This window comes from Actinoplanes sp. NPDC051537, from assembly GCF_055586105.1.
The window spans coordinates 251503-275368 of record NZ_JBVJIU010000016.1; the positions used below are offsets into that span (position 1 = coordinate 251503).

Here is a 23866-nt window from a genome sequence, read left to right on the forward strand (position 1 = left end):
CCCTACGCCCAGCTGATCACCACCGGGGATCCGTCACATGACGGTCAGGCGGTGCGCCGGCTACGCGGTTCCGGTGTGTGGACGGCGGCGTCCAGCAGGACGCGGGTGGCGGCCCGGGTCGCGGCCGCGGCGGCGGTGGTGGCGGCGACCGACTGCCTGGCCGCCGACGGCTTGCGCAGCATCAGGTTGTCCAGCCGGGCGCAGAGCTCGGCCCGGTGGAACGGCTTGGTCATGTAGTCGTCGGCGCCCGCGTGCAGGGCCGCGACGATCTTCTGGTCGTTGACGTCGGCGCTGATCAGCATCACCGGCAGCAGCGCGGTGGCGGGCTCGGCGCGCAGCCGGCGGCACAGCTCGATGCCCGACTCGCCGGGCATCCGCACGTCCAGCAGCGCGGCGTCGAACGAGCCGGTGAGCAGCGCCCTCATCGCGCCGTCCGCGTTCTCGGCGGCGACCACGTCGTGCCCAGCGCGGTGAAGGGCGAGCGTGAGCAGCTCGCGATGGTCGGCGTCGTCATCGGCGATGAGCACGGTTGACACGGAAGCCTCCAGAGGCTGAGGGCGGACACAGACCTGTTCGGCAACCCGTTGGAGCCCGCTGAGCACTTTTTCGGGTTGCGTACGTACGTGCACATTCGCGTCATCGTGCGCGTACGTGCGCAGTGGCTAGAGTGTGCACGTACGCGCACCGTGGAGGATGTCGTTGGAACTGCGGAACGCTCGTGAGCTGGGTGAGTACGTTCGCGAACAGCGTCGTGCCGCGAGCCTCAGCCAGCAGGAGCTGGCCGTGCGCGCCACGGTCAGCCGGCGGTGGCTCTCGGACCTCGAAGCGGGAAAGCCCACGGCCGAGATCGGTCTGGTCTTCAAGGTGATCTCCGCGCTCGGGCTCACCATGGACGCCCGGCCGTCTCCGAAGCCGGCGGTCGACCTCGACGCGTTCCTCGACGGGATGGGCGGTGACCGGTGAAGGCGCTTGCCGGTGCGTGCCTTCGCCCAGGGCTGCGCTCGGCCCCGCCGGAACGGCTCGCCGGCGCGATCGCCGCGCACGTCGCCACCGGTCGGAAGGCGTGGGAGGACGGATGATCCGGGCGGCCGGGGAGGCGGACATCCCGCTGATGATCGCGATCGAGGCCGCGGCCGGGCGGCTGTTCGCCGACGTGGGCATGGAGTTCGTGGCGGACGACGATCCGGGGACGGTCGAGGAGCTGCTGCCGTACGTGCGGGACGGCCGGGCCTGGGTGGCGGGTGATCCACCGGTGGGCTACCTGATCGCCGAGTGGGTCGACGGCGTGGTCCATGTCGAGCAGGTGTCGATCGACCCGGCGTACGGCCGAAAGGGAATCGGGAAAGCGCTCGTGGAGCACCTGGCCGGATGGGCCCGCGAGCGTGGATCGCCGGCGCTCACCCTCACCACCTACGCCGAGGTCGCCTGGAACGGGCCCTACTACGAGCGGCTCGGCTTCCGGCGTCTCTCCGACGCCGAGCTCACCCCGGGCCTGCGCCGCATCCGGGCCGCCGAGGCCGCGTACGGGCTGGATCGGTGGCCGCGGGTGGCGATGCGCCGCGAGCTGACTAGCGTGTGATCCATGCGAGCTGCCGTTTTCGAAGAGCCCGGACCCGCCGCCGTCCTGCAGATCGTCGAGCGGGAGACCCCGCCGCCGGGAGCCGGCGAGGTCCGCGTCCGGATCGTCCTGTCCGCGGTCAACCCCACCGACACCGGCACCCGGTCCGGGCGCGGCGTGCCGGACGGGGTGAACCCGCCGCGCGTGCCCAACCAGGACGGCGCCGGCGTCGTCGACGCGGTGGGCGAGGGCGTGACCGGGCTCGAGCCGGGTGACCGGGTCTGGGTCTGGGACGCGAGCTACGGCCGGGCCGACGGCACCGCGCAGGAGTACGTGGTGATTCCCCGTCGCCAGGTCGTGCGGATGAACGAGGAGGTGCCGTTCGAGGTCGGCGCCGCGCTCGGCATCCCGGCCCTGACCGCGCACCGCTGCCTCACGCTGGCCAGCGACGGCCCGGCCCGGCTCGCGCCCGGCGCGCTCGAAGGCCGCACGGTGCTGGTCGCCGGCGGCGCGGGGGCGGTCGGCAACGCCGCGATCCAGCTCGCCAAGTGGGCCGGCGCGACCGTGCTGACCACGGTGAGCTCCAAGGACAAGGCCGACCTGGCCACGGCGGCCGGCGCCGACGCGGTGATCAATTACCGCGAGGAGGACGTGGTGGCCCGGGTCAAGGAGCTGGCCCCGGACGGCTGCCGGATCATCGTCGAGGTCAACACCGAGAACCTGCGCACCGACCTCAGCGTGGTCGGCGCCGGCGGCAACATCGCGATCTACGTCGGCGGCGAGGTGACGATCCCCAGCTTCAAGGCGATGCTCAAGAACGTCAGCCTCGACTTCGTGCTGACCTACACGACCACGACCGAGGAGAAGGACAACGCGGTCGCGGCCGTCGCCGAGGCGGTCAACACCGGCGCCTTCCGGGTGGGCGAGGAGGCCGGACTGCCGATCCTGCGCTACCCGTTCGAGCGGGTCGCCGACGCGCACGAGGCGGTCGAGCAGAACGCGGTCGGCAAGGTCGTCATCGAGGTCACCGAGCCGTAACCCGGTCGAGCAGCGCGTCCGCCACCCGTTCCACGCCGCGTCCGTCGACGGCCGCCCACGCCCGGGCGGCCAGGTCGGTGCGCCGGCCGGCGTCGGTGAGCAGGGCGCGCAGCGTCGCCACCGACTCGGCGCCGAGGTGGCCGAGCTGTCCCAGGCCGGCCGCGTAGCCACGGGCGATCGTCCGGTCGTACCCCAGGATCTGGTTGTCGACCACCCAGACCAGCGCCGAGGGCAGGCCGAGGCAGAGGAGCTCCCAGGTCGAGGTGCCGCTGGCGCTGACCGCGAGGTCGGCGCCGGCGAGCAGCTTCGGCAGGTCGTCGGTGGGCGCGATGATGTCGAAGCGCTGACCCGGTCCGGCCGGGATCCCGCCGAGTTGCTCCCGCAGTTCCTCGTCGGCCCCGATGATCGTCGCGTCGAAGGGCACGCCGGTCTCGGCGAGGAGCGCGGCCACCTGCGGCGCGGCGCGGTAGGCGTCGGTCCCTCCGAAAAAGGCGACGACCCTGGGCGTACGCCCGGAGCTCGCGACCGGCGGCGAGAGCGGTCGCAGCTGCCGCACCGACCCCCGCAGCAGGGCGTAGTCGAGCCCGGCCAGCCCGACCGCGTCCGGGGCGTCGATCACCGCGTCGAGGTTCTGGTCGACGTAGATGTCGGCGGTCTGGCCCCGGAAGTCCCCGTCCACGATCGCCAGCACCGGCCGGCCCGTCCGGCGGACCGCCGCGCTGTGCGGTGCCGGCAGCGTGTACGAGTCGATCACCACGGCGTCGATCTCCAGCCGCTCGACCGCCGCCACGAACCCGACCGGGTCGAACGGCGGCGGATGCCAGGGCAGGCCGCGCTGGGTGAGCTGAGCGGTGGCCCACTCGACGCCGCCCAGGTCGGCGAGGAACCGGACGCCGATGCCGCGGGCCACCAGCTCCTCGGCCAGCGCGACACAGCGGACCAGATGCCCGACGCCGGTGCGGGCACCGGCGTCGCAGCGAATACCGACGATCGTCACGCCTCTACGAGCGCCTTCTGCAGCACGTGCGCGTTCAGCTCCACCAGCTCGGGCCGGGCCGCCAGCCAGGAGGTGAGCTTGCGGTAGCCGACCGACTCGTCGCCGAACTCGTCGACGATCGCCTCGATCAGCTTGAGGTCGTCCTCGGTGTCCAGCGTGAGCCGGAGGTGCGAGAGGTCGGGCTGGAGCGTCAGGCCGATCACGTCGAAGTCGTCGGCGTGGGTGTAGATGTACGACGTCACGTGCACCCGGTGGTGGTCGGTCGCGAGCGCGTCGACCGCGCGCAGCACCGGCGTCCGGACCATCTCGACGTCGAGGCCGCGCGGCAGGGTGTGCGCGATCGACGTGGTCAGGTAGTCGGCGCCGCTGGCCACGAAGACCCGGTGCGCCCGGGCGATCACCTCGGGGTCGATCAGCGGGTTGTCGGCGGTGAACCGCAGCACGATGTCGCTGTCGTGGTCGTCGAGCACGCCGAGGAACCGGGCGAGCACGTCGTCGACCGGACCGCGGTGACAGGGCACGCCGATCCGCTCGCACTCGGCGACGATCGCGTCGTCGCCGGCCTCGACGGTGGTGGCCACCACCAGGTCGTCGACGACCCCGCTCTGCTGGGCCGCACGCACGACGCGCTCGAGCACGGTGCGGCTGCCGAGCTTGCGGAGCACCTTATTGGGGAGGCGCGAGGAGTCCATTCGCGCCTGAATTATGCCGAGGGATGTCATTTAGTTCCTTTTGTGAAGGCGCTTTCTTGCCTTACGAGCTACTCCATACCCAAGCCTCGCGAGGCGGTAGCCGAAATTACCGCTGAAGGCCGAGATCTGGACCCGGGCCTTGCGCAGCTCCTCCTCCCGCTTGGCGAGCTCCTGCTCGTACCACTGAGCGCGGGAAGCGGCGTCGGCCAGCCGGCGGTCGAGGGCCCGCAGCTGTTCCTCATGTTCTCTACGGGAATCCGGCAGCGGCGGATCAGCGCCGGCCGGGGTCGCCGCGACGTCTCCGGGCAGGCCGGCGGCGCCGTGCAGGATCGCGGTCAGCGCCTGCAGGTCGGTGGCGGCGGGCCACGGGTGCGCGTACCCGCCGGTGAGCAGCGTCCGGGCGAACTCGCGGAGCACGTCCGCGGTCGCCGGGGCGCTCGGGTCGAGCTCGGTGAACGTGTCGCCGGCGACGACCACGTTGCCGGCGGTCGCCTCGGGCCGGGCCGCGATCCAGCCGGTCAGCAGGCGCCGCACGGCCGGGAGGTCGTGGCGCAGGCAGGCGGCGAGCAGCAGCTCCTCGAGGAGGCGGCCCGGGGGGAGGGGCCCGTCGAGCGCGGACAGGTCGCGGCCGGGGACGCTGCGGAGCACGCGGCGGGACCAGATGCCGTCCGAGCCCGGCGCCAGTTCGAGCACGGCGCCCTCGCCGGCGGCCGACGTGAGCAGCACCGGGGGCAGGCTCAGCGCGGCGGCGGCGTGGGGTGCTTGATGGGCGACGACCAGCCAGGATGCGGCGAGCTCCGGTCCGAGACCACCACGAACGGCGGCGGCGGCGAGCCGGCGAGGGTCGCTGAGGACACTGCGATTCGCGTACGCCACGCCGGCCGCGCCCGCGGCGAGGGCGGCCAGAGCGTCGGCGGGGCCGTCCTGAAGTGCGTCCGGCGTCGCGATCAAAGTCGGGCAGCCGGGCTCGGGCCACGCCGCGCCGAGCCAGTCGACGGCCAGGCCCTCGGACGCCAGGCGCGCGGTCAGCCGGGCCGGGGTGCCGGGCCTGGTGTCGTCGAACTCGCCGAGCGGCCGCCACGCGTCATCGGTCTGCGCCGCGGTCGCGGTCGCCGGGTCGACCAGGCGGTGCACGCCCAGCTCGTTCTCGACGGCGAGCAGCAGGGTGCCGCCGGGGCGCAGCGCGCGCTTCAGCGCCACCAGGCTCTCGGCCCAGTCGAGCTGCGGGCCCTCGGCCGAGCACAGCCGGTCGAGGCCGTCGAGCGCGACGATCACGTCCCAGCGGTCGGCCTCGGTGAGTTTCGCGAGCGTGCCGCACAGCACGTCGAGGCCGCGCGCGTCGAGCTCGATCGCCTCGGGCTGGGAGCGAACGAGGCAGGTGACCGAGGTGTGCGCCGCGAGGGCGTCGATCAGGGCGTCCTCGTGCGGGCCGGCGACCAGCACGCTCGCGCCGGCCGGCAGCTGGGCGGCCAGGTAGCCGAACAGCGCGCCACCGGCCGCGGGCCGGTTCTCCGTGAAGCCGGGCATCTCGCCCCCGATCAGCCGGATCACGCCGGCACCGCCACGCGGTCGCCGGACCAGCCCAGCAGGGCGCGCAGCTCGGCCGGTGAGGCCAGGTAACCGGCGCCGAGCTCGGCCATCGCGACCGGCACCGCGGTGGCCGGGTCGGGATGCTTCCCGTGCAGCTCGGGCCACTGCCGGCGGATGCGCTCGGCGGTCGGCCGGTCCTCGTTCTCCAGACGCATCGGGTCACCGTAGACGGCCGGCCGGCAACCCGCGGCAACCCCGTAGAAGATGGCACTGCTCAGCCGGTTGGAGGCCACCCGGCGGTGCCGGCGCAGCTCGCCGAGCTGGTTGTGGAGGAACCGGATGTCGGTGTCCTGCCACTTGAAGCCGCGATAGCCGTGGCACACGACCCGGCCGGCCTTCTCGTACTCGGCGCGGGTGCGGTCGTTGCGGTACTCGTTCCAGTAGAGGCAGAACGTGACCGGGCCGTCCTCGGTCGACATGATCTCGTCGATGAGCCGGCCGTGGCTGCCCCGGACCTGCTGACTTTCCCAGCCGTGGAACGGGTACCAGATCGTGCCCTCGCGCTCGGCCGGCGGATCGGGCTCGGGCTCGATCTCCAGCAGGTAGAGGAAGGGCGCGCCGATCACCGTGGCCTGCCGGCGGCCCATCGACCAGGCGCGGCGGCGGGTCTGCTCGGACCAGACGAAGATGGGCCGGCCCGGCATGTACGGCGTGCCGGCGCCGAGCCCGTCCACCACGTTCCACCCGTGCTGCACGTAGCCCTCGATCCGGGGCGGGTGCTCCGGGTCGAGGCCGCAGTACTGCGCGAGCACGTGCGCGTGGCCGTAGAAGTGGTTGGCGTGGTGCACCGGGCTAGCTCCCGAGAATTGTCCGCAACGCTTCCACGACGCGATCCTGATCGGCGTCGCTGAGGTCGACGAAGAGCGGTAGTGACAGCTCTTCAGCGTAGAAGGCCTCCGCCACGGGGCACATCCCCCGCCGGTAGCCCAGGTCCTCGAACACCGGATGCCAGTAGACCGGGATGTAGTTGACCTGCACGCCGATCCCGGCCTCGCGCAGCCGGTCGTACACCTCACGGCGGCGACCATCGAGAACGCGTACGGGATAGAGGTGGCGCATCGGGTCGACGCCCTCGCGCTGGATCGGCAGCCGCAGCCCGGGCACGTCGGCGAGCAGCTCGTCGTAGCGGGCCGTCAGGTATTGCCGGCGAGCCTTGAACTCGGCGAGCCGGCTCAGCTGCGAGCTGCCCAGCGCGCAGAGCAGGTCGGGCAGGCGGTAGTTGTTGCCGAACGACTGGACCTCGTACCACCAGCCGCCCTCGTCCGGGTGGCGCAGCTGGTCCCGGTCGCGAACCATGCCGATGCCCTTGAAGGTGCGGGCGCGCTCGAGCAGGTCGGCCCGGGTCGAGGCGACCGCGCCGCCCTCGGCGGTGGTCAGGTTCTTGGTCGGGAAGAAGGAGAACGTGGTGAGGTCGGCGAGGGTGCCGACCGGCCGGCCGTGATAGGTCGAGCCGATCGCGTGCGCGGCGTCGCCGATCACGACGGCGTCGTTCGGCTCGGCCAGCTTGCGCAGCGCGTCGTACTCGGCCGGGTGCCCGGCGTAGTCGACCGCCGCGATGGCTCGCGTGCGGGGCGTCACCAGGGCCTCGACCGCGGCCGGGTCGAGGTTGGCGGTCTCGTCCTCGACGTCGGCGAAGATCACCGTGGCGCCGAACAGGGTGGCGCCCGACGCGGTGGCCACGAACGTCATCGGCGTGGTGATGACCTCGTCGCCGGGGCCGACGCCGGCCGCCGCGTACGCCGTGTGCAGCGCCGTCGTGCCGTTGGTCACGGTGACGGCGGGCGCGCCGGCGACGGCCTCGATGTCCTTCTCGAACTGCGCGACCCGGGGGCCGGTGGTGAGCCAGTCGCTGCCGAGCGCGGCGACGACCGCCTCGACATCGGAATCGTCGATGGACTGCCGCCCGTACGGCAGCATCAGCTCTCCTTTGCGAGCAGCTCGCGCATCTCCTCGATGCCCAGCCAGAGGTCGTTGTTGTCGGAGCGGTAGTTGAAGCCGTCCTCGACCTCCTCGCCGCCCTTCGGGGTCTGGTAACCCCAGCTCGCGGCAACCGGCTGCACGACGTAACGGTCGGGGAAGCGCAGGGTGCGGCGGCTGTCGTCGGAGGCGATCATTTCCTCGTGCAGCTTCTCGCCGGGGCGGATGCCGGTCTCGTGCGTCGGCGAGCCGGGCGCGACGGCCTCGACCAGGTCCATGATGCGCATGCTCGGGATGCGCGGGACGAAGAGCTCGCCGCCCTCCATCTTGTCGAACGAGTCGACCACGAACTTGACGGCCTGGGGGAGCGTGATCCAGAAGCGGGTCATCCGCTTGTCGGTGATCGGCAGGCTCTTGCCGTCGGCGGCCAGCTTGCGGAACAGCGGGACGACCGAACCGCGGCTGCCCATCACGTTGCCGTAGCGGACCACGGCGAACCGGGTCGGGTGCGTGGCGGCGTAGTGGTTGCCGGCGATGAACAGCTTGTCGGCGACCAGCTTGGTGGCGCCGTACAGGTTGATCGGGCTGGACGCCTTGTCGGTGGAGAGCGCCACGACCCGCTTCACGCCGGCGTCGATCGCGGTGTCGATCACGTTCTGCGAGCCGTTGATGTTGGTGGCGACGAACTCGGAGGGGTTGTACTCCGCGGTGTCGACCTGCTTGAGCGCGGCGGCGTGGACCAGGTAGTCGACGCCGTGCATCGCGCGCGCGAGGCGGTTGCGGTCGCGGATGTCGCCGAGGAAGAAGCGCAGGCGCTTGTCGTCGCCGAACATCTGGCGCAGCTCGTACTGCTTCAGCTCGTCCCGGGAGAAGACGACGATCCGCTGCGGGTCCAGGTGGGTGAGGGCGTACTTGAGGAACGCCTTCCCGAACGATCCGGTGGCACCGGTGACGAGGATCGAGGATCCGCTGATTTCAGACACGATTGAACTCCCGAGGGGTGGGCAGAACGCAGTACGAGGGCGAAGCATAACCACCATCGGGTGCGATTCCACGGCCGACGGAAAAGGACAACGCTCGTTCAACCCTAGTTAAACCGGGATTGGTCGAATCGTCCACAACACTGCTGAAAATAGGACTCCTCTGTCCTACGGTCATCCCGTGATCGAGGCGGTTCTGGGGGCCGGGCCCGAGATCGGGCCGATATCGGCGCCGCGCCGCCGGCTCGCCCCGGCGCTGCCCTGGCTCGTCCCGGCCGTGGTGTTACTCACGTTTTTGCTCGCGACCGGCACCCCGCCCGGGGCCGTGCTCCGCTACGCCGTCTACTTCCCGGTCGCCGTGCTGCTGCCCGGCACGCTCGTGCATCGGCTGGTGCGCGGCAGCTCCGGCAACCTCCCCGAGGACCTCGGTCTCGGTGGCGCCACCGGCCTGCTCCTGCTGATCGCCGGCTGGGCGCTGGCCGCCGCCACCGGTCTGCAGGCCCTGCTCCCGGCCTGGCCCCTGCTGATCGTCGCGCCGTTTCTGGCCGTGCCCGCGCTCCGCCGGCACTGGCGGATCGCCGACCCGCGGCCGTTGCCGGCGGCCTGGTCCTGGGCGCTCGCCGGGGCGGTGACGCTGGCCGTGCTGGCGCTCGCGCCGACCTGGCACGGCACGCCGCTGCCGCCGGCCGGGGCGTCCTGGTACCAGGATCTCGACTACCACCTGGCGCTGGTCCGCGAGCTGATGCGCTCGATGCCGTTCCAGGTGCCGCAGGTGGCCGGCGACGGCCTGCGCTACCACTACCTCTCCGACGCCGACATGGCGACCGCCGCGATGGTCACCCGGATCGACCCGGCGACGGTGCTGCTGCGGCTGTGGCTCCCGCCGATCATCGCGCTGACCGCGCTGGTCACCGCCGCCCTGGGCCGCCAGGTCACCGGCACGTGGTGGGCCGGCGCGCTCGGCGGCGTCCTCGCGGTGGCCGGCCTGCCGCTGGTGCTCGGCTCGCCGATCACCGCCCCCGGCGGCGCCGCCATCAGCTACCTCAGCCCCTCGCAGAGCTACCAGCTGCCGCTGACCGGGCTGCTGCTGGTGATCGCCGTCGACGCCGTGCGCGGTGTGGCGCTCGGCCGGGCCTGGGTGCTGGTCTTCCCGCTCGCGCTGGCCTGCGCCGGGGCCAAGTCCAGCGGGCTGCCCCCGATCGTGGCCGGGCTGGCATTGGCGATCCGGCGGCGGCGCACACTCGTCCTGTTCGGCCTGGTTCTGGCCGCGATGGTGGTCGGCTACGGGCTGTTCGCGGGCGGCGGGGCGGGAACGCTGGCCGTCCGGCCGCTGGCGATCCTCTTCACGTTCCTGCCCTACCGGCAGACGCTCGGCGCGTACGACCTGAACGACGGCGCCGTGCCGCTGGGCATCGCGCACGCCTCGGCCGGCGGCCTGGCCTTCGTCGCGGCCCTGGTCGTCTGGTGGCTGGTCATGCAGGTGAGCCGGCTGGCCGGCCTGGCCCTGCTCGGCGACCGCCGGGCCCGGCGCGACCCGGCGGTCTGGCTGCTGGCCGGCGTCACCGCGGCCGGCGCCGGCGGCATGTGGCTGTTCTGGCACCCCTCGGCCAGCCAGTCCTACTTCTGGCTCGGCGTCCTGCCGTTCGCCGGCGTGCTCACCGTCCGGCTGCTCGCCGACCGGGCGCCCGGCCGCCGCACGGCGCTGGGTGGGCTGCTCGCCGGGGCGGTCGGGGCGGCGCTCCTGCCGCGCCTCGGTGGGGCGCCCGCGCGTACGGTCATCTCCTGGTCGCTGGCGCTGATCGGGCCCGTGCTGCTGAGCGCGGCGCTCGCCGCCGCCGTGGTGGCGGTGATGGTGCTGGCCCGGCGTGGGCCCGCCGTCCCGGCCGCCTTGCTCGCCGCCGTGCTCGGCGCGAGCGTCGGCGGCTACGCCCACAACGTCGCCGCGCACCTGCGCTTCCGGGCGCCGGCCGGGCCCTTCGCCGTCGGCCGGGACGAGATGGCCGCCGCGAGGTGGCTCGACCGGCACGCCGGCGCCGACGACGTCGTGGCCACCAACGTGCACTGCCAGCCGCCCGGCCCGCGCGGCGGGTGCGATGCCCGCGCCTTCTGGGTGGCGGCGCTGACCGGGCGCCGGACGCTCGTGGGCGGCTGGGGATACTCCGACCAGGCGATGGCCGCCGACGGCGCGGGCGGTAAGCGGTACTACCTCCAGCCGGCGCCCTACCCCGCCCGGTTCGCCCTCAACGAGCGGGTCTTCCGCCGGGGCGACCCGGCGGACGTGGCCGCGCTGCGCGACCGGTGCCACGTGCGCTGGCTCTTCGCCGACGGCCGCGCGGGCCCGGTTTCGCCCCGGCTCGGCGAGATCGCCGCCGAGCGGCACACGGCCGGTCCGGTGCGGATCTACGACCTCGGCCCCCCACGACCGTAGGGTTAGCCCTACTCTCGATCCGGCAGGCAGCGGGATCGGATGGGAGGGCGCCGATGCCTAGCGTCGATGACATGACGACGACCTCCGCCCCGGCCCGAGCTACCGGCCCGTTCCGTAAGCTGGGCATCGACACTCTTTACGTGCTGGTCGGCTTCCCGCTCGGGATCCTGACGGTCGTGCTCTGCATGACCCTGTTCTGGGTCGGCGTCGGCACCAGCATCATCTGGGTCGGCCTGCCCATCCTGATGGCCGCCATGTACGTGTCCCGCGGCTTCGCCGCCCTCGAGCGCATGCGCATCGGCCCGGTGCTCGGCCGCGAGGTCCGCCGCCCCTATTACAAGGCGACCCGGCCCGGCGCCGGTCCGTTCCGCAAGATGCTGAACCCGCTCAGCGACGGGCAGAGCTGGCTCGACCTGCTGCACGGGATGTTCCGCTTCATCCCCAGCACGATCTCGTTCGCCCTCGTGGTGACCTGGTGGTCGGGCGCCCTCGGCGGGCTCAGCTGGGGCCTGTGGGGCTGGTCGCTGCCCGACGGCCCGGACAACCAGGACCTGCCCGACCTGCTCGGCTTCGACAGCAGCTACGGCACCAAGGTCGCCTTCTACCTCGCCGTCGGCGTCTTCTTCGCCGGCACCCTGTTCTGGGTCGTCCGCGGCGCCGCGCTGCTCGAGGCGTACTTCGCCCGCGGTCTGCTCTGCGGCGTCAACGAGCTGCGTGAGCAGATCGCCCAGGCGGAGGCGGCCCGCGAGGTCGCGCAGCAGCAGAAGGCCGCCGCCGTCTCGGCCGAGGCGACCGCGCTGCGCCGGCTCGAACGCGACATCCACGACGGCCCGCAGCAGCGCCTGGTCCGCCTCGCGATGGACCTCGGCCGGGCCGAGCAGCAGTTCGCCACCGACCCCGAGGCGGCCCGCGCCACCGTCGCCGAGGCGCTCACCCAGACCCGGGAGACCCTCGACGAGCTGCGCGCGCTGTCCCGCGGCATCGCCCCGCCGATCCTGGTCGACCGCGGTCTCCAGGCCGCGCTGACCGCGCTCGCCGGCCGCTGCACGGTCCCGGTCGACCTCGACGCGCCGCAGTTCGAGCGGCTCGACCCGGCGGTCGAGTCGACGGCGTACTTCGTGGTCGCCGAGGCGCTCACCAACGTGGCCAAGCACAGCTACGCCAGCGAGGTGCACGTCAGCGTGCAGCGCAACGCGACCGGCCTGATGGTCACCGTGGCCGACGACGGGAAGGGCGGCGCCAGCCTGGCCAAGGGGCACGGCCTCGCCGGGCTCGACGACCGGGTCCGTGCGGCCGGCGGCGTCCTCTCGGTGGAGAGCCCGGTCGGTCAGGGGACGGTGCTCACGGCGGCCCTGCCCCTCTAGCGAGCGCCGGATCTGACAGCATGGCGGCATGCGGGTGGTGATTGCCGACGACGCGGTGCTGTTGCGCGAGGGTCTGATTCGGCTCGTCGAGGAGAACGGCCACACGGTGGTGGCGGCCGTCGGCGACGGGCCGTCTCTCGTCGCCGCGATCGCCGAGCACAAGCCGGACGTGTCCATCGTGGACGTCCGGATGCCGCCCACCCACACCGACGAGGGGCTGCGCGCCGCCGTGGAGGCGCGCTCCCTGGTGCCCGGCAGCCCGATCCTGGTGCTCTCCCAGTACGTCGAGGTCTCGTACGCCGACGATCTGCTCGCCGACCGCCTGGGCGCGGTCGGTTATCTGTTGAAGGACCGGGTCTCCCAGGTCGCCGAGTTCCTCGACGGGCTGCGCCGGGTGGCCGGCGGCGGCACGGTGCTCGACCCCGAGGTGGTCAGCCAGCTGCTCGTGCGTCGCCGGCGGGACGACCCGCTGCGCAACCTCACCCCGCGCGAGCGTGAGGTGCTGAGCCTGATGGCCGAGGGCCTGTCGAACACGGCGGTCGCCCGCAAGATGGTGGTCACCGACGGCGCGGTCGAGAAGCACGTCCGCAACATCTTCACCAAGCTCAACCTCCACCAGGACGAGGAGCAGCACCGCCGGGTCCTCGCCGTGCTGGCCTACCTCCAGGGCTGAGCCCGCCCGCCGCCTTCCAAGGCTGAGCGCTCCGGCCGCCTTCCAAGGCTGAGCGCGCCCGCCGCCTTCCAGAGCTGAGCGCGCCCGCCGCCGCACCGGCGGCGGGCGGTCGAATGTCAGCCGCGGATCTTGCGGGCGATCTGCTTGGCTCGCCGCAGGCGCCTCTTGACGGCGCGGCCGATCCGCTTGGCGCCGGGGGGTGCGGCCTGCTTGAGCCGGTTGGTCAGCCGGGCGTTGTCGGCCCTCGCCACCTCCCGGTACGCCCGGCGGGCCTTGTCGACCTCGGCCCACGCCGTCGCGAGCTGCGTCTCCGTCGTCTTGAGCTTGGCCTCGAACCAGCGCGCCCGGGAGGCGTTGGACTCCTCGAACCGCTCGGTGGCCGCCGCGACGGCGACCGGTACGCCGGACACCGCCGCGACCGGCCGGTCCAGCCCCGCCTCCGCGACGACCCGCCGCACCGTCTCGTCGGGCACGAGCGTGCCCCGCATTGCCGCGACCCAGGCGACCGCCTCGGCCGGCGTCAGGTGCGAGGGCCAGGTGCGGCGGTAGCCATGACGCTCGACCCGCAGCACCAGGTCGGCCACCGCGATCAGCAGTTGCTCGTCCGCCGTCTTGGCCACCGGCGCCGGCCCCAGGTCGCCGAGCGCCAGCAGCCGGTGCACGCCGCCGGCGTCGAGAACGACCCGCCCGGCCGCGGCCGGGGACACGTCGCTCAGCGTCGCGAGCCACTCGGCGTACCCCCGGATCGCCGACCGCAGGGCCGCCTGGTCGGGAGCGACGACGGCCTGCGCCAGCACCTCCGAGAGCAGCCGGCCCGCGGGCACGGCCGAACCGTCCGGCAGCACCGGGTGGCCGTCGGCCAGCCGGATCTGCTCCGCGCCCAGCCACGCCACCACGTCGTCCGATGCCGGTCCCCGGTCGTCGCCGGGGCCGGCGACGACCAGCCAGCCGGCGGCGAACTCGGGCAGCCGTCCGGACCGCCAGACGCGCCGCATCAGCGACGCCGCGTCGGCCGACGGGCGGGCACGCTCGAGCGACCGCGCGGCCGCATCGGACAGCGCCGCCAGCAAGCCGGCGTGCTCGGTGCGGTCCACCGACCCGGCGGCCGCGCCCCACGCCACCACCGGCGCCGACGGCACGGGGTAGACCGGCCAGATCACGGCGCCGGGCCCGAACCGCTCGGCGAGGTCGGCGACGCCCCGCGGGCGGGTGTCGTCCGCGTCCGCCGGCCGGCTCCAGGCCGCCCCGGACTCGTCGGCCTCCGGCTGGACCTCGGCGGTCAGCCGGTGCACGCCCAGCTCGTTGCCCACCATCACGACCAGCACGCCGTCCGGGGTCAGCAGCCGGCGCAGGTCCGCCAGCGCGGTGCCGAAGGCCGGCTCCGGGCCCTCGGTCGAATAGAGCCGGACGACGTCGTCGAGGGCGACCACCGCGTCGTACCCGGTCTCCTCGAACCGGTCGAGGCTGCCGCAGAAGACCCGGACCCGGCTCTCGTCCTCGGCGTCGAAGGCCTCGCCGACCAGCCGCGCGTCCGGGATCGAGCGGACCAGGCAGGTCAGCTCGCCGTCGACGGCGCCGGCCAGGGCGGTGAGCAGCTCGGGCTCGTGCGGCCCGGCGACCAGCACGCGCGACCGGCCGGCCAGGGCGGCGAGCACGATCGGGAGCTGGGCGCCACCGCGGGCCGGTTCCCAGGCCGACGAGACGTCGGACCAGCTGGGCATCTCGCCGCCGAGCAGCCGTACGCGGGCGGGCAGGTCCTGATCGGTCATGCCATGCTCCATCCGAGCTCGTAGCTCAGTTCCTGCGGGCTCAGTAACTCATCCATCCCGAGCTCGGCCCGGGCCACCTCGTCGAGCACCTTCCGCTCGATGGACTCGCCGTGCAGTTCGGGATGCAACCGCACGACCAGGTCCTTGCCGTCGAACCCACCGCGGTCCTCGACGAAGTCCATCTGCGGGCCGTAGACGCCGGCCTCGCATCCCACCGACGCCCCGTAGAAGATCGCCGTGGTGAGCCGGTTCGACGCCACCCGCTTGTGCCGGCGCAGCTCGGCGAGCTGCTTGTAGAGGAACTTGGTGTCGGTGCCCTTCCAGTACGTGCCGCGCTGGCCGTGGCAGATCACCCGGAAGCCGGCCTTCTCGTACGCGCTCCGCACCTCGGGCATGTCGTACTCGATCCAGTACAGGCAGACCGTGACCGGCCCGGGCTCGGTCGCCTTGATCCGGGCGATCAGCTCGCCGTGGTCGCCCTCGATGCTGCCCTGTTCCCAGGTGTGGAACGGGTAGAAGATGGTGCCCTCGCGCTCGGCCGGCTCCTCCGGCTGCTGCGCCACCAGGTAGGCCCAGGGCGAGCCGATCACCGCGTAGTCCCGCCACCCGATCAGGTGGCCGCGGCGGCGCGAGACGTCGGACCAGACGTACTTGAGGAAGCCGGCGGGCGGTTCGTGGCCCGGGCCGAACCCGTGCAGGATGTTCCAACCGTGCTGCACGACGCCGTTGATCCGGGGCGGTTTGGCCGCGTTCTTGCCGCAGTAGGCGGCGAGGATGTGGGCGTGCCCGTACCAGTGATTGCTGGAGTCCATGAAGCTCGCATTCAGCGTCGGCCCGCGATGTCGCGCGCATTCTACTTCGACGCCGGTTTCCGCCGGACGGGCTCCGGTGGACCGGCTTCCGGTGCGTCGGGCCCTGTGACGGGGCGCACGCAGGGTCAGGGTACCCGTCACTTCGAAGGTCATTTGCCGTTGATAACGTCTCGGATTGTGAAACCCCGGCTCAGTGTGGTCGTGCCGTTCTACAACGTCGAGGACTACATCGGCGACTGCCTTGACTCGCTGGTCCGGCAGACGTTCGGCGACTTCGAGGTGATCCTCGTCGACGACGGGTCACGCGACGGCAGCGCCGTGGTGGCGAAGTCCTTCTGCGATCGGGATCCCCGGTTCCGGGTGGTGACGCAGGAAAACCAGGGGCTGGGCCCGGCCCGCAACACGGGAGTCCGGCACGCCGAGGGCGAGTACGTGACGTTCGTCGACAGCGACGACCTGGTCGCCCGCCACGCCTACGAGATCATGGTGCGGTCCCTGGACGAAACGGGGTCCTCGTTCGTGGCCGGCGGCGCCCGGCGGTTCAACAACACGAACGGCGTCCGCCCGTCCTGGTCGCACCGGATCGCGTTCCTGAAGGACCGGCCGGCCACGCACGTGTTCGAGTTCAAGGCCCTCGCGCTCGACCGGATGGTGTGGAACAAGGTCTACCGGCGGTCGTTCTGGGACCGGTTCGGCTACGCGTTCCCGGCCATCCGGTACGAGGACTACCCGGTCACCCTGAAGGCACACATCGACGCGGTCACCGTCGACGTCCTGTCCGCGCCCGTCTACTACTGGCGGGAGCGCGAGTCGGGCGAGTCGATCACCCAGTTGAAGTTCGAGTACGCGAACCTCTACGACCGGGTGGTCTCGGCCGAGATGGTGCTCGACCTGATCGACGAGCAGGCGCCGGAGCTGCGCGGCGAGGTGCACAGCGTGCTCGCGGAGATCGACCTCACGTCGCTGGTGCTGGCGTTCGGCTCGGTGCCCGAGCACGAGAAGGCCAAGCTGGTCCAGCTCGGCCAGCGCCTCGCCCGCCGCCTGGACGGGCACCTGCTGCGGAAGTCGACCCCGTACCAGCGGCTCGAGTACCGCGCCCTCCAGACCGGCGACGTCGACCTGCTGTGCCGCCTGGCGCAGTTCCGGTTCGACGGGGGTCTGCGCGGCGGCGCGCTCGCCCGCCGGCATCCCGTGCTGCCCTGGCGGTTCGAGAACCAGTACCCGGGCCTGGAGGACCATCCCCGGCCGCTGCCGCGCCGGGACTACCGGCTGCCGCGCCCGGCGATCGAGCTGCACAACTCGGTGACCTCGGTCGGCTGGGCGGACGGCGATCTGGTCGTGCGGGGCACGGCGGAGATCCTCCACCTGGCCAACGACCAGAAGTCGGCACTGCGGGTGTGGCTCGTCCGCGACGATCGGAAGGTCCCGCTGCCGATCCACCGGTTCGAGGATTTCGACCTGCAGGGAAAGCAGTCCGAGGTCGGCTTCGAGGCGCGCGTGCCGCGTTCGGTGCTCGCCGGCTTCCCGCAGGACGGGGCGCTGGCCCACTTCCAGCTCGAGATGCGCCAGGGCCTGCTGCGCCGGCGGTCGAAGCTGCGGAACATGCGCCCCGGCAACCCGCAGTTCCCGGCCGGCGCCTGGGTCACCGACGACGTCTGGATCCAGCCGACCCGCGCCAGCAGCGGCCAGTTGATGCTGATGCAGATGATCCGGCCGTACGAGTTGAGCTCGGGCCGGGTCGAGGAGGGCGCGTTCGTCCTGTCCGGCCGGCTGCCCGGGGCGACCGACGGCACCCAGTTCCGGCTGAGCCGGTCGTCGGGCGACGCCCCGGTGCCGATGCGGATCGACCGTGACGACCACGGCGCGACCTTCACGGTCCGGCTGCCCTTCGAGACGATCGTCGACGCCGCCAACCCCGACGACCCGTTCACGCAGCGCACGGTCCGGGTGCCCAGGGTCGGCAACGGCGACCAGGACTGGCTGCTGGCGACCGGCCTCACCCGATCGGTGAAGGCCGTGCACGAGGGCCGTCTGCTCATGCTGACCCGCTCACCGGCCAACTACGTCAACCTTCACGAGGGGCCGGTCCGCCCGATGGCCGAGACGCTCGAGGCCACGGCCGGCGCCGGCGGCCCCCGGCTGACGGTGGGCGGCCCGCAGCTGGAGACCGGTGGCACCCGCTACGTCTGGCGTCGCTTCTTCGCGAACTCCAACGACTACGTGGACGCCGAGTGCCAGGTCGATGACGACGGGGACGGGTACTGGTCGGCCGGCATCGACATCGCCGACCTGCTGCCGTCGCCCGACATGATCGTGAGTTCGTCGGTCGACCCGCTGACCGGCCTCGTCGACTGGACCCTGTTCGCGGAGCCCGCCGGCGGCCATTCGGCGTACGCGGTGCAGCACGACGTCTTCCTGGTCGACCGGCTGCCGATCGACATTCAGGCCGGTGACCGGCGGGTCAGGGTGCAGCCGCGGGCGGGCACGATCCACCTCGAGGTCTTCTGATCGGGGCGCAGGCCACGGAGACCGTCAGGTCGCCGATGGCCAGGGTCCGCCACGCCGCCGGCCGGTCCCGCGGGACCTCCAGGCCGTAGCGGCGCAGCCAGAGCAGGATCGGCACGTCGTACGCCTTGCACAGGCTCTCGGCCCGGGTCCACCGCGCCCAGAAGTCGGTGGCCCCGAATCGGCCGGCCAGCGCGGGCGGCACGGCGGCGTCACGCAGCTCGGCGTCGACGGCGAGGCGATGGCCGGCCGGCGCCGGGCCGTACCAGCCGACGGTGCGGGAGTCGGCGGTGTGCGAGCGGGTCAGCGCGCCGTCGCCGCCGTTCACCCGCAGATGGTCCTCGGCCCGGTCCAGGAGCTCCCGGACGCCGGCGGGGTCAGATCGAGGCACCGCCGTCGACCTCGAGCACCTGGCCGTTGATGTTGGTGTTCTCGCAGAGCAGCATGCGGATCACCGGCACGACGTCGTCGGGGTCGGTCAGGTGGCCGGTCGGCGTCCGCCGGGTGATCTGGTCGAGCTGGGTCTGGCCGAGCACGGCCGACATCTCCGAGGCGAAGAAGCCCGGCGCCACCGAGTTGGCCAGCACCCGGCCGTTGAGCTCGCGGGCGATCGTCCGGGTCGCCGAATCCATCCCGCCCTTGGTGGCCGAGTAGGCGACCAGGCCGGAGTAGCCGCGCTGGGCGCAGATCGACGTCACGTTGACCAGCCGGCCGCGCAGGCCCTTGGCGAGCATGCGACGCAGGAAGAGCCGGGTCAGCACGAGCGGCGCGGTCAGGTTCGTCTGGATGATCTTCTCGATCTGGTCGACCGAGGTGTGCACGTGCAGCGAGTCCTGCCCGATGGCCGCGTTGTTGACCAGGCCGTCGATCGGACCGAGGCGCTCCTCGGCCTCCTTGACGAACGCGGTGCAGGCCTTGAGGTCGGTGATGTCGACCGAGCCGATGTGCAGCTTGCCCTCGTACTTCACGGCCAGGTCGCGCAGCTCGGGCGTCACCGTGCGGGCGAACGCCGCGACCTTCAGACCCTCGGCCAGGAGGCCGGAGACGATGGCGAGCCCCAGCCCGCGCGAGCCGCCGGAGACGAGCACGACGGTGGAGGGCGGGATCACAGCAACATCAGACATCGCTTTTCAGGGTCTCCTTGACCGGGATTTCGTCCAGGAAGCGGATGCGGCGCGGCACGCCGTAGTCGGGCAACCGCTCGCCACTCCACTTTACGAGCGCGGCCTCGTCTACCTCCGCGCGGTCGGCGGTGGGCGCGAGGACCACCTCGGCCGCGACCATCCGGCCCACGATCGGGGCCTTGCGGGAGGTCACGCGGGCCCACGCCACCTGCGGATGGGCGGTGAGCACGTGCCGGACGAGCCCGGCCGAGATCTTCGAACCGCCCACGTTGATCTCGTCGCTGTTGAGCCGGCCCACGATGTGCACCCGGCCGTCAATGATCTCGACGCGGTCGCCGGTGCGCACCGCGCCGGTGAGGCCGACACCGTGGTACGGCGACTTGATCACCAGCTCGTCACCGTCGACGGAGATCGCCGGCCGGTCGGGCGCGGCCCGGTCGAGCCACTCCCGCGGGAAGCCGGCGCGGCCGTCGTGCACCACGATCGAGGCGCCGAGCTCGGAGGAGGCGTAGATCCACGAGATGCGCGCCGCCGGGAAGGTCTCCCGCAGCTGGTCGAGGATCGCCTGGTCGACCGGCTCGCCGCCGAGCGTGACCTGCCGCAGCGGCACCCGGGCCAGGGCCTCGCCGTCCCGGTAGATCGCCTGACGCCAGAACGTCGGCGTGCCCGAGGCGGCCGTGACGCCGTGCTCGCTCGCGATCCGCGCCCAGTTGTCGAGCTCGCTCGGCTCGATGACGACAAGGTCCTGCCCCGGCTGGGTCAGCGAGAGCGTCACCACCTGCCACCAGGCGTACGTGCCCGGCGAGTACGGGCACAGCCAGACCCGTGGTTCCTGGGCGCCGCGCACGGTGGTCAGCGAGTCGAGGGTGTGGCCGACGCGCTTGGGCCGGCCGGTCGAGCCCGAGGTGAGCAGCCACAGCCGACCGGGCTCGGGGGCGCGCTCGCGCCCCTGCTCGAGCACCGTGACCTCGCCGCCGTCGAGCCGGACGACGGTGAAGCCGGCCTCCACGAGCTCGTCACGCAGCTCGGCGTCGACCCGGGACGGGGTGCTGAGCACCAGCTCGGTCCCGTGCACGGCGTGCTGCCGGGCGGCGATCAAGGCGTCGAGGCCGGTGGCCGCGAGGACGGCGACGGGCGACGGCAGGTCGGCGGCCGGAAGCTCGTCCCAGGTCAGTTGCCGCCCGCTCGCGACGACGTGGTTGCCGCCGCCGTTCAGCTCGCTCATTCCGACTGGAGCTGCACGAGGAAGTCGAGAACGTCACCGACCGTGGCGATCTGCCGCAGGCCGGGGGCGTCGAAGTTCAGCTCGTCGCCGGTCTCGTCCTCGACCCGCAGGGCCAGCTCGGAGAAGTCGAGAGACCGGAAACCGATCTCGCGGAGATCGGCGCTGTCGTCGTCCGGGAGCACCTTGCCCTGGTTCTTCATGACCTGCGCCATCAGGTCGCGCACCTGGGAACGACTGAGCGAATTCATGGTGCGGAAGCATACCCGGCGCTCTGTAGCGTGCAGGCGAACAGCGATGAAAGGGTGAGCGATTACATGCTGCGACCGGCGACCGACGACGACCTGGACGCGATGCGGATGTGGCGCAACCAGCCGCCCAACCGCGAGGTCAGCATCAACAGCCACGAGATCACTCCCGACGAGCACGCGGCGTGGTGGTCCAAGACGCGTGCCGACCCGTCGCGGCAGGTGCTGATCTATGAGCGCGAGGGCGTGCCGTCCGGGGTGGTCAACTTCTTCGACCTGGCGCCGGACGGCACCGGTTCCTGGGGCTTCTTCCTCGACGCCGACGGCCTCGCGCGGCGCGGCGAGACGCTGCCGGCCTGGCTCGAGGTGATGCGTGAGGCCGCCGACCACGCCTTCGACACGCTCGGGCTCGAGGAGCTCAACGGCGAGGTGCTCGAGGACAACGTGGTCGTACGGCAGATGAACCGGCGGTTCCGGTTCGTCGAGGGCGAGCCCGAGCCGCGCGCGGCGGACGGGCGGACGATCTCGGTGATCCCGATCTCGCTGAAGCGGGAGAACCGGCGTCGCCGGGGGTAGGGCTAGCCCTACCCCAAAGACGGGCGCCAGCCACATCGATCGGAATCTCCGTTCTTCATAGCGTCTTTGCCATGAGAAGCGGGGAGAACGTCAAGGGGATCGCGGCCCGGGCCGCGATGTGGAGCGCCCGTCACCGGACGCTCGCGATTCTGGGCTGGGTCGTGTTCGTGGTCGGCGTGACCGTGCTCAGCATGCAGATCGGCACGCGGGACGCGGTCGACTCCGACTACGGCCACGGCGACTCGGGGCGGGCCGAGCGGATCGTCGAGCAGGCCGGGTTCCCGGTCGAGCCGTCGGGCGAGATGGTCATCGTGCAGAACCGGGCCGGCGCCGATCGGGCCAAGGCGGTCGCCGACCTGACCAAGCAGCTCAAGACCACGGCGAACGTGACCGGCGTGAAGCCGGCCATCGAGTCGCCGGACAAGCGGTCGTCGCTGGTCACCTTCTCCATCACCGGCGACCCCGAGACGGCCAAGGACCGGGTCGGGCCTGCGCTCGACACGGTGGCCCGCGTGCAGGCCGCGCACACCGACCTGTTCATCGCCGAGGGCGGTGACGCCAGCGGCGACAAGCTGATCGGGGACGACCTCGACAAGGGGCTGAGCCGGCTCGGGATGCTGTCCATCCCGGTGACCCTCGGCATCCTGCTCGTCACCTTCGGCGCGGTGGTGTCGGCGCTGCTGCCGGTGCTGCTGGCGGTCACCGCGGTGGTGGCGGCGATCGGGCTGCTCGCGGCGGCCAGCCGGTTCGCGCCGGCCGACGAGACGACGATGCACGTGATGCTGCTGGTCGGCCTGGCGGTGGGGGTCGACTACTGCCTCTTCTACATCCGTCGGGAGCGCGACGAGCGGCGGGCCGGCGCCGACCCGCACCGGGCCCTGGTGATCGCGGCGCAGACCTCGGGCCGGTCGATCTGGGTCTCCGGCCTCACCGTGATCGTGGCGATGGCCGGCATGTTCTTCACCTTCGACACGACCTTCGTGAGCTTCGCGGTCGGCACGATCCTGGTCGTCGCCACCGCCATCCTCGGCTCGCTGACCGTGCTGCCGGCCATGCTGTCGGCGCTCGGTGACCGGGTCGACGCGCTCAAGCTGCCCGGGCTGTACCGCCGGCGCAGCGACGGCCGGGTCTGGAACGCGGTCCTGCGGGTGGTGCTGGCCAAGCCGCTGATCTCGGCGGTCGTCGCGGTCGGGGCGCTGGCCGTGATCGCGTCGCCGGTGCTCGACCTGCGGACCAAGGGGACGGGCATCGAGGACTTCTCGCCCAAGGCGCCGATCGTTCAGGCGTACAAGGCGGTCGACGAGGCGTTCCCGAGCAAGACGTCGCCGGCCAACGTCGTGGTCAAGGCGTCCTCGGTGCGCGGCGGGGAGTTCGGCAAGCAGCTCGCGAGCTTCAAGACGGCGGTCACCGGCAGCGGCGGCAAGCTGACCGGCCCGGTCGACGTGCGGGTCAACCCGGCCGGCACGGTCGCGATCGTCTCGGTCGGCCTGGTCGGCGACGACGCCCTCGGCCTGCTGCGCCAGACCGTGGTGCCCGCCACGTTCGGTCACCTGGCCGGCGGGACCGCGCTGGTCACCGGGGACAAAGCGGAGAACGCCGACTTCAACGCCCGCCTCGACGCGAGCCTGCCGTGGGTGTTCGGCTTCGTGCTCGGCCTGGCCTTCGTGCTCCTGCTCGTCTCGTTCCGGTCGGTCGTGGTCGCCATCACGGGCGTGGTCCTCAACCTGTTCTCGGTCGGTGCCGCGTACGGGATGCTGGTCTGGGTCTTCCAATACGGCCACTTCGAGAAGCAGTTGCAGTTCCAGGCGGCCCCCGGGCTGACGAACTGGATGCCGCTGTTCCTGTTCATCATCCTGTTCGGCCTCTCGATGGACTACCACGTGTTCGTGCTCAGCCGGATCCGCGAGGGTTACGACCGGGGCCTGTCGACCCGGCAGGCGGTCCGCGAGGGCATCGGTCGCACGGCCGGCGTGATCACCAGTGCCGCGGTCGTGATGATGGCGGTGTTCGCCCTGTTCGCGACGTTGCCGCTGGCCTCGACCAAGCAGCTCGGCGTCGGCCTGGCCGCCGCGGTCCTGCTCGACGCGACGATCATCCGGGCGGTCCTGCTGCCGGCCGTGATGGCGCTGCTCGGCGACAAGAACTGGTGGCTGCCGCGCTGGCTGAACTGGCTGCCGCAGATCGCCCACGAGCCCGCCCCGGCGGCCCCGGCGGGCGAGGCGCCGCACGGCGAGCGGGAGCTGGCCCGGGTGTGATCCCGTGCGCTGGGGGGGGGGCGGGGGGGGCCAGGGGGGATGCTCGACGAGGGTTCGGGGGGGGCGGGACGCCCGAGGGGCTGGGGGGGGGGGCCAAAGGTGGTGCGGGGGGGGGAAC

At 72.4% G+C, this 23866-nt stretch carries 22 protein-coding genes; 9 read left to right on the forward strand and 13 right to left on the reverse strand.

The genetic code is table 11. The features are described 5' to 3' along the window. Positions 1-44: 44 nt before the first annotated feature. Positions 45-536, reverse strand: a complete 492-nt coding sequence (locus tag ACZ6TB_RS35130; RefSeq protein ID WP_465561898.1) for a response regulator transcription factor — start codon at positions 534-536, stop codon at positions 45-47. A 163-nt stretch (positions 537-699) separates the two neighbouring features. Between ACZ6TB_RS35130 and ACZ6TB_RS35135 the strand changes: the two genes are divergently transcribed. From ACZ6TB_RS35135 to ACZ6TB_RS35145, 3 genes are all read left to right on the forward strand, one after another. Next, positions 700-963: a helix-turn-helix domain-containing protein gene (locus tag ACZ6TB_RS35135; RefSeq protein WP_465561900.1), complete on the forward strand. Its 264-nt coding sequence runs from the start codon at positions 700-702 to the stop codon at positions 961-963. Positions 964-1075: 112 nt separating this feature from the next. Next, positions 1076-1579: a GNAT family N-acetyltransferase gene (locus tag ACZ6TB_RS35140; RefSeq protein WP_465561902.1), complete on the forward strand. Its 504-nt coding sequence runs from the start codon at positions 1076-1078 to the stop codon at positions 1577-1579. 3 nt (positions 1580-1582) lie between these two features. Next, positions 1583-2596, forward strand: a complete 1014-nt coding sequence (locus ACZ6TB_RS35145) for an NADPH:quinone reductase (protein WP_465561903.1) — start codon at positions 1583-1585, stop codon at positions 2594-2596. Here the strand turns inward: ACZ6TB_RS35145 and ACZ6TB_RS35150 are convergent. Genes ACZ6TB_RS35150 through pseB form a run of 6 tightly spaced genes read right to left on the reverse strand, consistent with a single transcriptional unit; the run spans position 2583 to position 8775 of the window. Further along, a complete protein-coding gene (locus tag ACZ6TB_RS35150) occupies positions 2583-3593 on the reverse strand; it encodes a PseG/SpsG family protein (RefSeq protein WP_465561905.1) in 1011 nt (336 codons plus the stop codon). The two genes, ACZ6TB_RS35145 and ACZ6TB_RS35150, sit on opposite strands and share 14 nt — an antisense overlap. Continuing rightward, positions 3590-4315, reverse strand: a complete 726-nt coding sequence (locus ACZ6TB_RS35155; protein ID WP_465561907.1) for a cytidylyltransferase domain-containing protein — start codon at positions 4313-4315, stop codon at positions 3590-3592. Before ACZ6TB_RS35155 ends, ACZ6TB_RS35150 begins: the two co-directional genes overlap by 4 nt. Beyond that, a complete protein-coding gene (locus ACZ6TB_RS35160; RefSeq protein WP_465561909.1) occupies positions 4316-5836 on the reverse strand; it encodes a methyltransferase domain-containing protein in 1521 nt (506 codons plus the stop codon). Then, the gene (locus ACZ6TB_RS35165) at positions 5833-6663 is read right to left on the reverse strand and encodes a hypothetical protein (protein WP_465561911.1); all 831 of its coding nucleotides are present in this window, start codon (positions 6661-6663) and stop codon (positions 5833-5835) included. The genes ACZ6TB_RS35160 and ACZ6TB_RS35165 overlap by 4 nt, the downstream gene beginning before the upstream one ends. A 4-nt stretch (positions 6664-6667) precedes the next feature. Continuing rightward, a complete protein-coding gene (locus ACZ6TB_RS35170; RefSeq protein ID WP_465561913.1) occupies positions 6668-7792 on the reverse strand; it encodes a DegT/DnrJ/EryC1/StrS family aminotransferase in 1125 nt (374 codons plus the stop codon). Continuing rightward, complete coding sequence (gene pseB / locus ACZ6TB_RS35175; protein ID WP_465561915.1) at positions 7792-8775, reverse strand: UDP-N-acetylglucosamine 4,6-dehydratase (inverting); 984 nt, start codon at positions 8773-8775, stop codon at positions 7792-7794. Before pseB ends, ACZ6TB_RS35170 begins: the two co-directional genes overlap by 1 nt. 178 nt (positions 8776-8953) lie before the next feature. On the opposite strand from pseB, the gene ACZ6TB_RS35180 reads away from it, so the two are divergent. The 3 genes from ACZ6TB_RS35180 to ACZ6TB_RS35190 all read left to right on the forward strand — a co-directional run bounded on the left by ACZ6TB_RS35180 (position 8954) and on the right by ACZ6TB_RS35190 (position 13237). Further along, positions 8954-11200, forward strand: a complete 2247-nt coding sequence (locus tag ACZ6TB_RS35180) for a hypothetical protein (RefSeq protein WP_465561916.1) — start codon at positions 8954-8956, stop codon at positions 11198-11200. Between the two features lie 71 nt (positions 11201-11271). Next, complete coding sequence (locus tag ACZ6TB_RS35185; RefSeq protein WP_465561918.1) at positions 11272-12564, forward strand: sensor histidine kinase; 1293 nt, start codon at positions 11272-11274, stop codon at positions 12562-12564. Between the two features lie 28 nt (positions 12565-12592). After that, entirely contained in the window at positions 12593-13237 is a 645-nt protein-coding gene (locus tag ACZ6TB_RS35190) for a response regulator (protein ID WP_465561920.1), read from the forward strand. 116 nt (positions 13238-13353) lie between these two features. Here ACZ6TB_RS35190 and ACZ6TB_RS35195 read toward each other — a convergent pair whose 3' ends face one another. After that, positions 13354-15006, reverse strand: a complete 1653-nt coding sequence (locus tag ACZ6TB_RS35195; protein ID WP_465561922.1) for a methyltransferase domain-containing protein — start codon at positions 15004-15006, stop codon at positions 13354-13356. Then, positions 15003-15818: a hypothetical protein gene (locus tag ACZ6TB_RS35200; RefSeq protein ID WP_465561924.1), complete on the reverse strand. Its 816-nt coding sequence runs from the start codon at positions 15816-15818 to the stop codon at positions 15003-15005. Before ACZ6TB_RS35200 ends, ACZ6TB_RS35195 begins: the two co-directional genes overlap by 4 nt. A gap of 177 nt (positions 15819-15995) precedes the next feature. Here ACZ6TB_RS35200 and ACZ6TB_RS35205 point away from each other — a divergent pair, with 177 nt between their 5' ends. After that, positions 15996-18326: a glycosyltransferase family 2 protein gene (locus ACZ6TB_RS35205; RefSeq protein WP_465561926.1), complete on the forward strand. Its 2331-nt coding sequence runs from the start codon at positions 15996-15998 to the stop codon at positions 18324-18326. Here the strand turns inward: ACZ6TB_RS35205 and ACZ6TB_RS35210 are convergent. The 4 genes from ACZ6TB_RS35210 to ACZ6TB_RS35225 are packed head-to-tail and all read right to left on the reverse strand — an operon-like array spanning position 18280 to position 20920. Beyond that, on the reverse strand, positions 18280-18714 hold the full coding sequence (locus ACZ6TB_RS35210) for a hypothetical protein (protein WP_465561928.1): 435 nt from the start codon (positions 18712-18714) through the stop codon (positions 18280-18282). The genes ACZ6TB_RS35205 and ACZ6TB_RS35210 overlap by 47 nt on opposite strands. Beyond that, on the reverse strand, positions 18701-19447 hold the full coding sequence (locus ACZ6TB_RS35215; protein WP_465561930.1) for an SDR family NAD(P)-dependent oxidoreductase: 747 nt from the start codon (positions 19445-19447) through the stop codon (positions 18701-18703). The genes ACZ6TB_RS35210 and ACZ6TB_RS35215 overlap by 14 nt, the downstream gene beginning before the upstream one ends. Then, positions 19440-20672, reverse strand: a complete 1233-nt coding sequence (locus ACZ6TB_RS35220; RefSeq protein WP_465561932.1) for an AMP-binding protein — start codon at positions 20670-20672, stop codon at positions 19440-19442. Before ACZ6TB_RS35220 ends, ACZ6TB_RS35215 begins: the two co-directional genes overlap by 8 nt. Continuing rightward, positions 20669-20920 carry a phosphopantetheine-binding protein gene (locus ACZ6TB_RS35225; RefSeq protein WP_433300138.1) on the reverse strand — a complete coding sequence of 84 codons (252 nt, stop codon included), beginning with the start codon at positions 20918-20920 and terminating at the stop codon, positions 20669-20671. The genes ACZ6TB_RS35220 and ACZ6TB_RS35225 overlap by 4 nt, the downstream gene beginning before the upstream one ends. A gap of 54 nt (positions 20921-20974) precedes the next feature. On the opposite strand from ACZ6TB_RS35225, the gene ACZ6TB_RS35230 reads away from it, so the two are divergent. Then, the gene (locus ACZ6TB_RS35230) at positions 20975-21493 is read left to right on the forward strand and encodes a GNAT family N-acetyltransferase (protein WP_465561934.1); all 519 of its coding nucleotides are present in this window, start codon (positions 20975-20977) and stop codon (positions 21491-21493) included. A 71-nt stretch (positions 21494-21564) separates the two neighbouring features. Beyond that, positions 21565-23748: an MMPL family transporter gene (locus ACZ6TB_RS35235; RefSeq protein WP_465561936.1), complete on the forward strand. Its 2184-nt coding sequence runs from the start codon at positions 21565-21567 to the stop codon at positions 23746-23748. Positions 23749-23866: the final 118 nt, after the last annotated feature.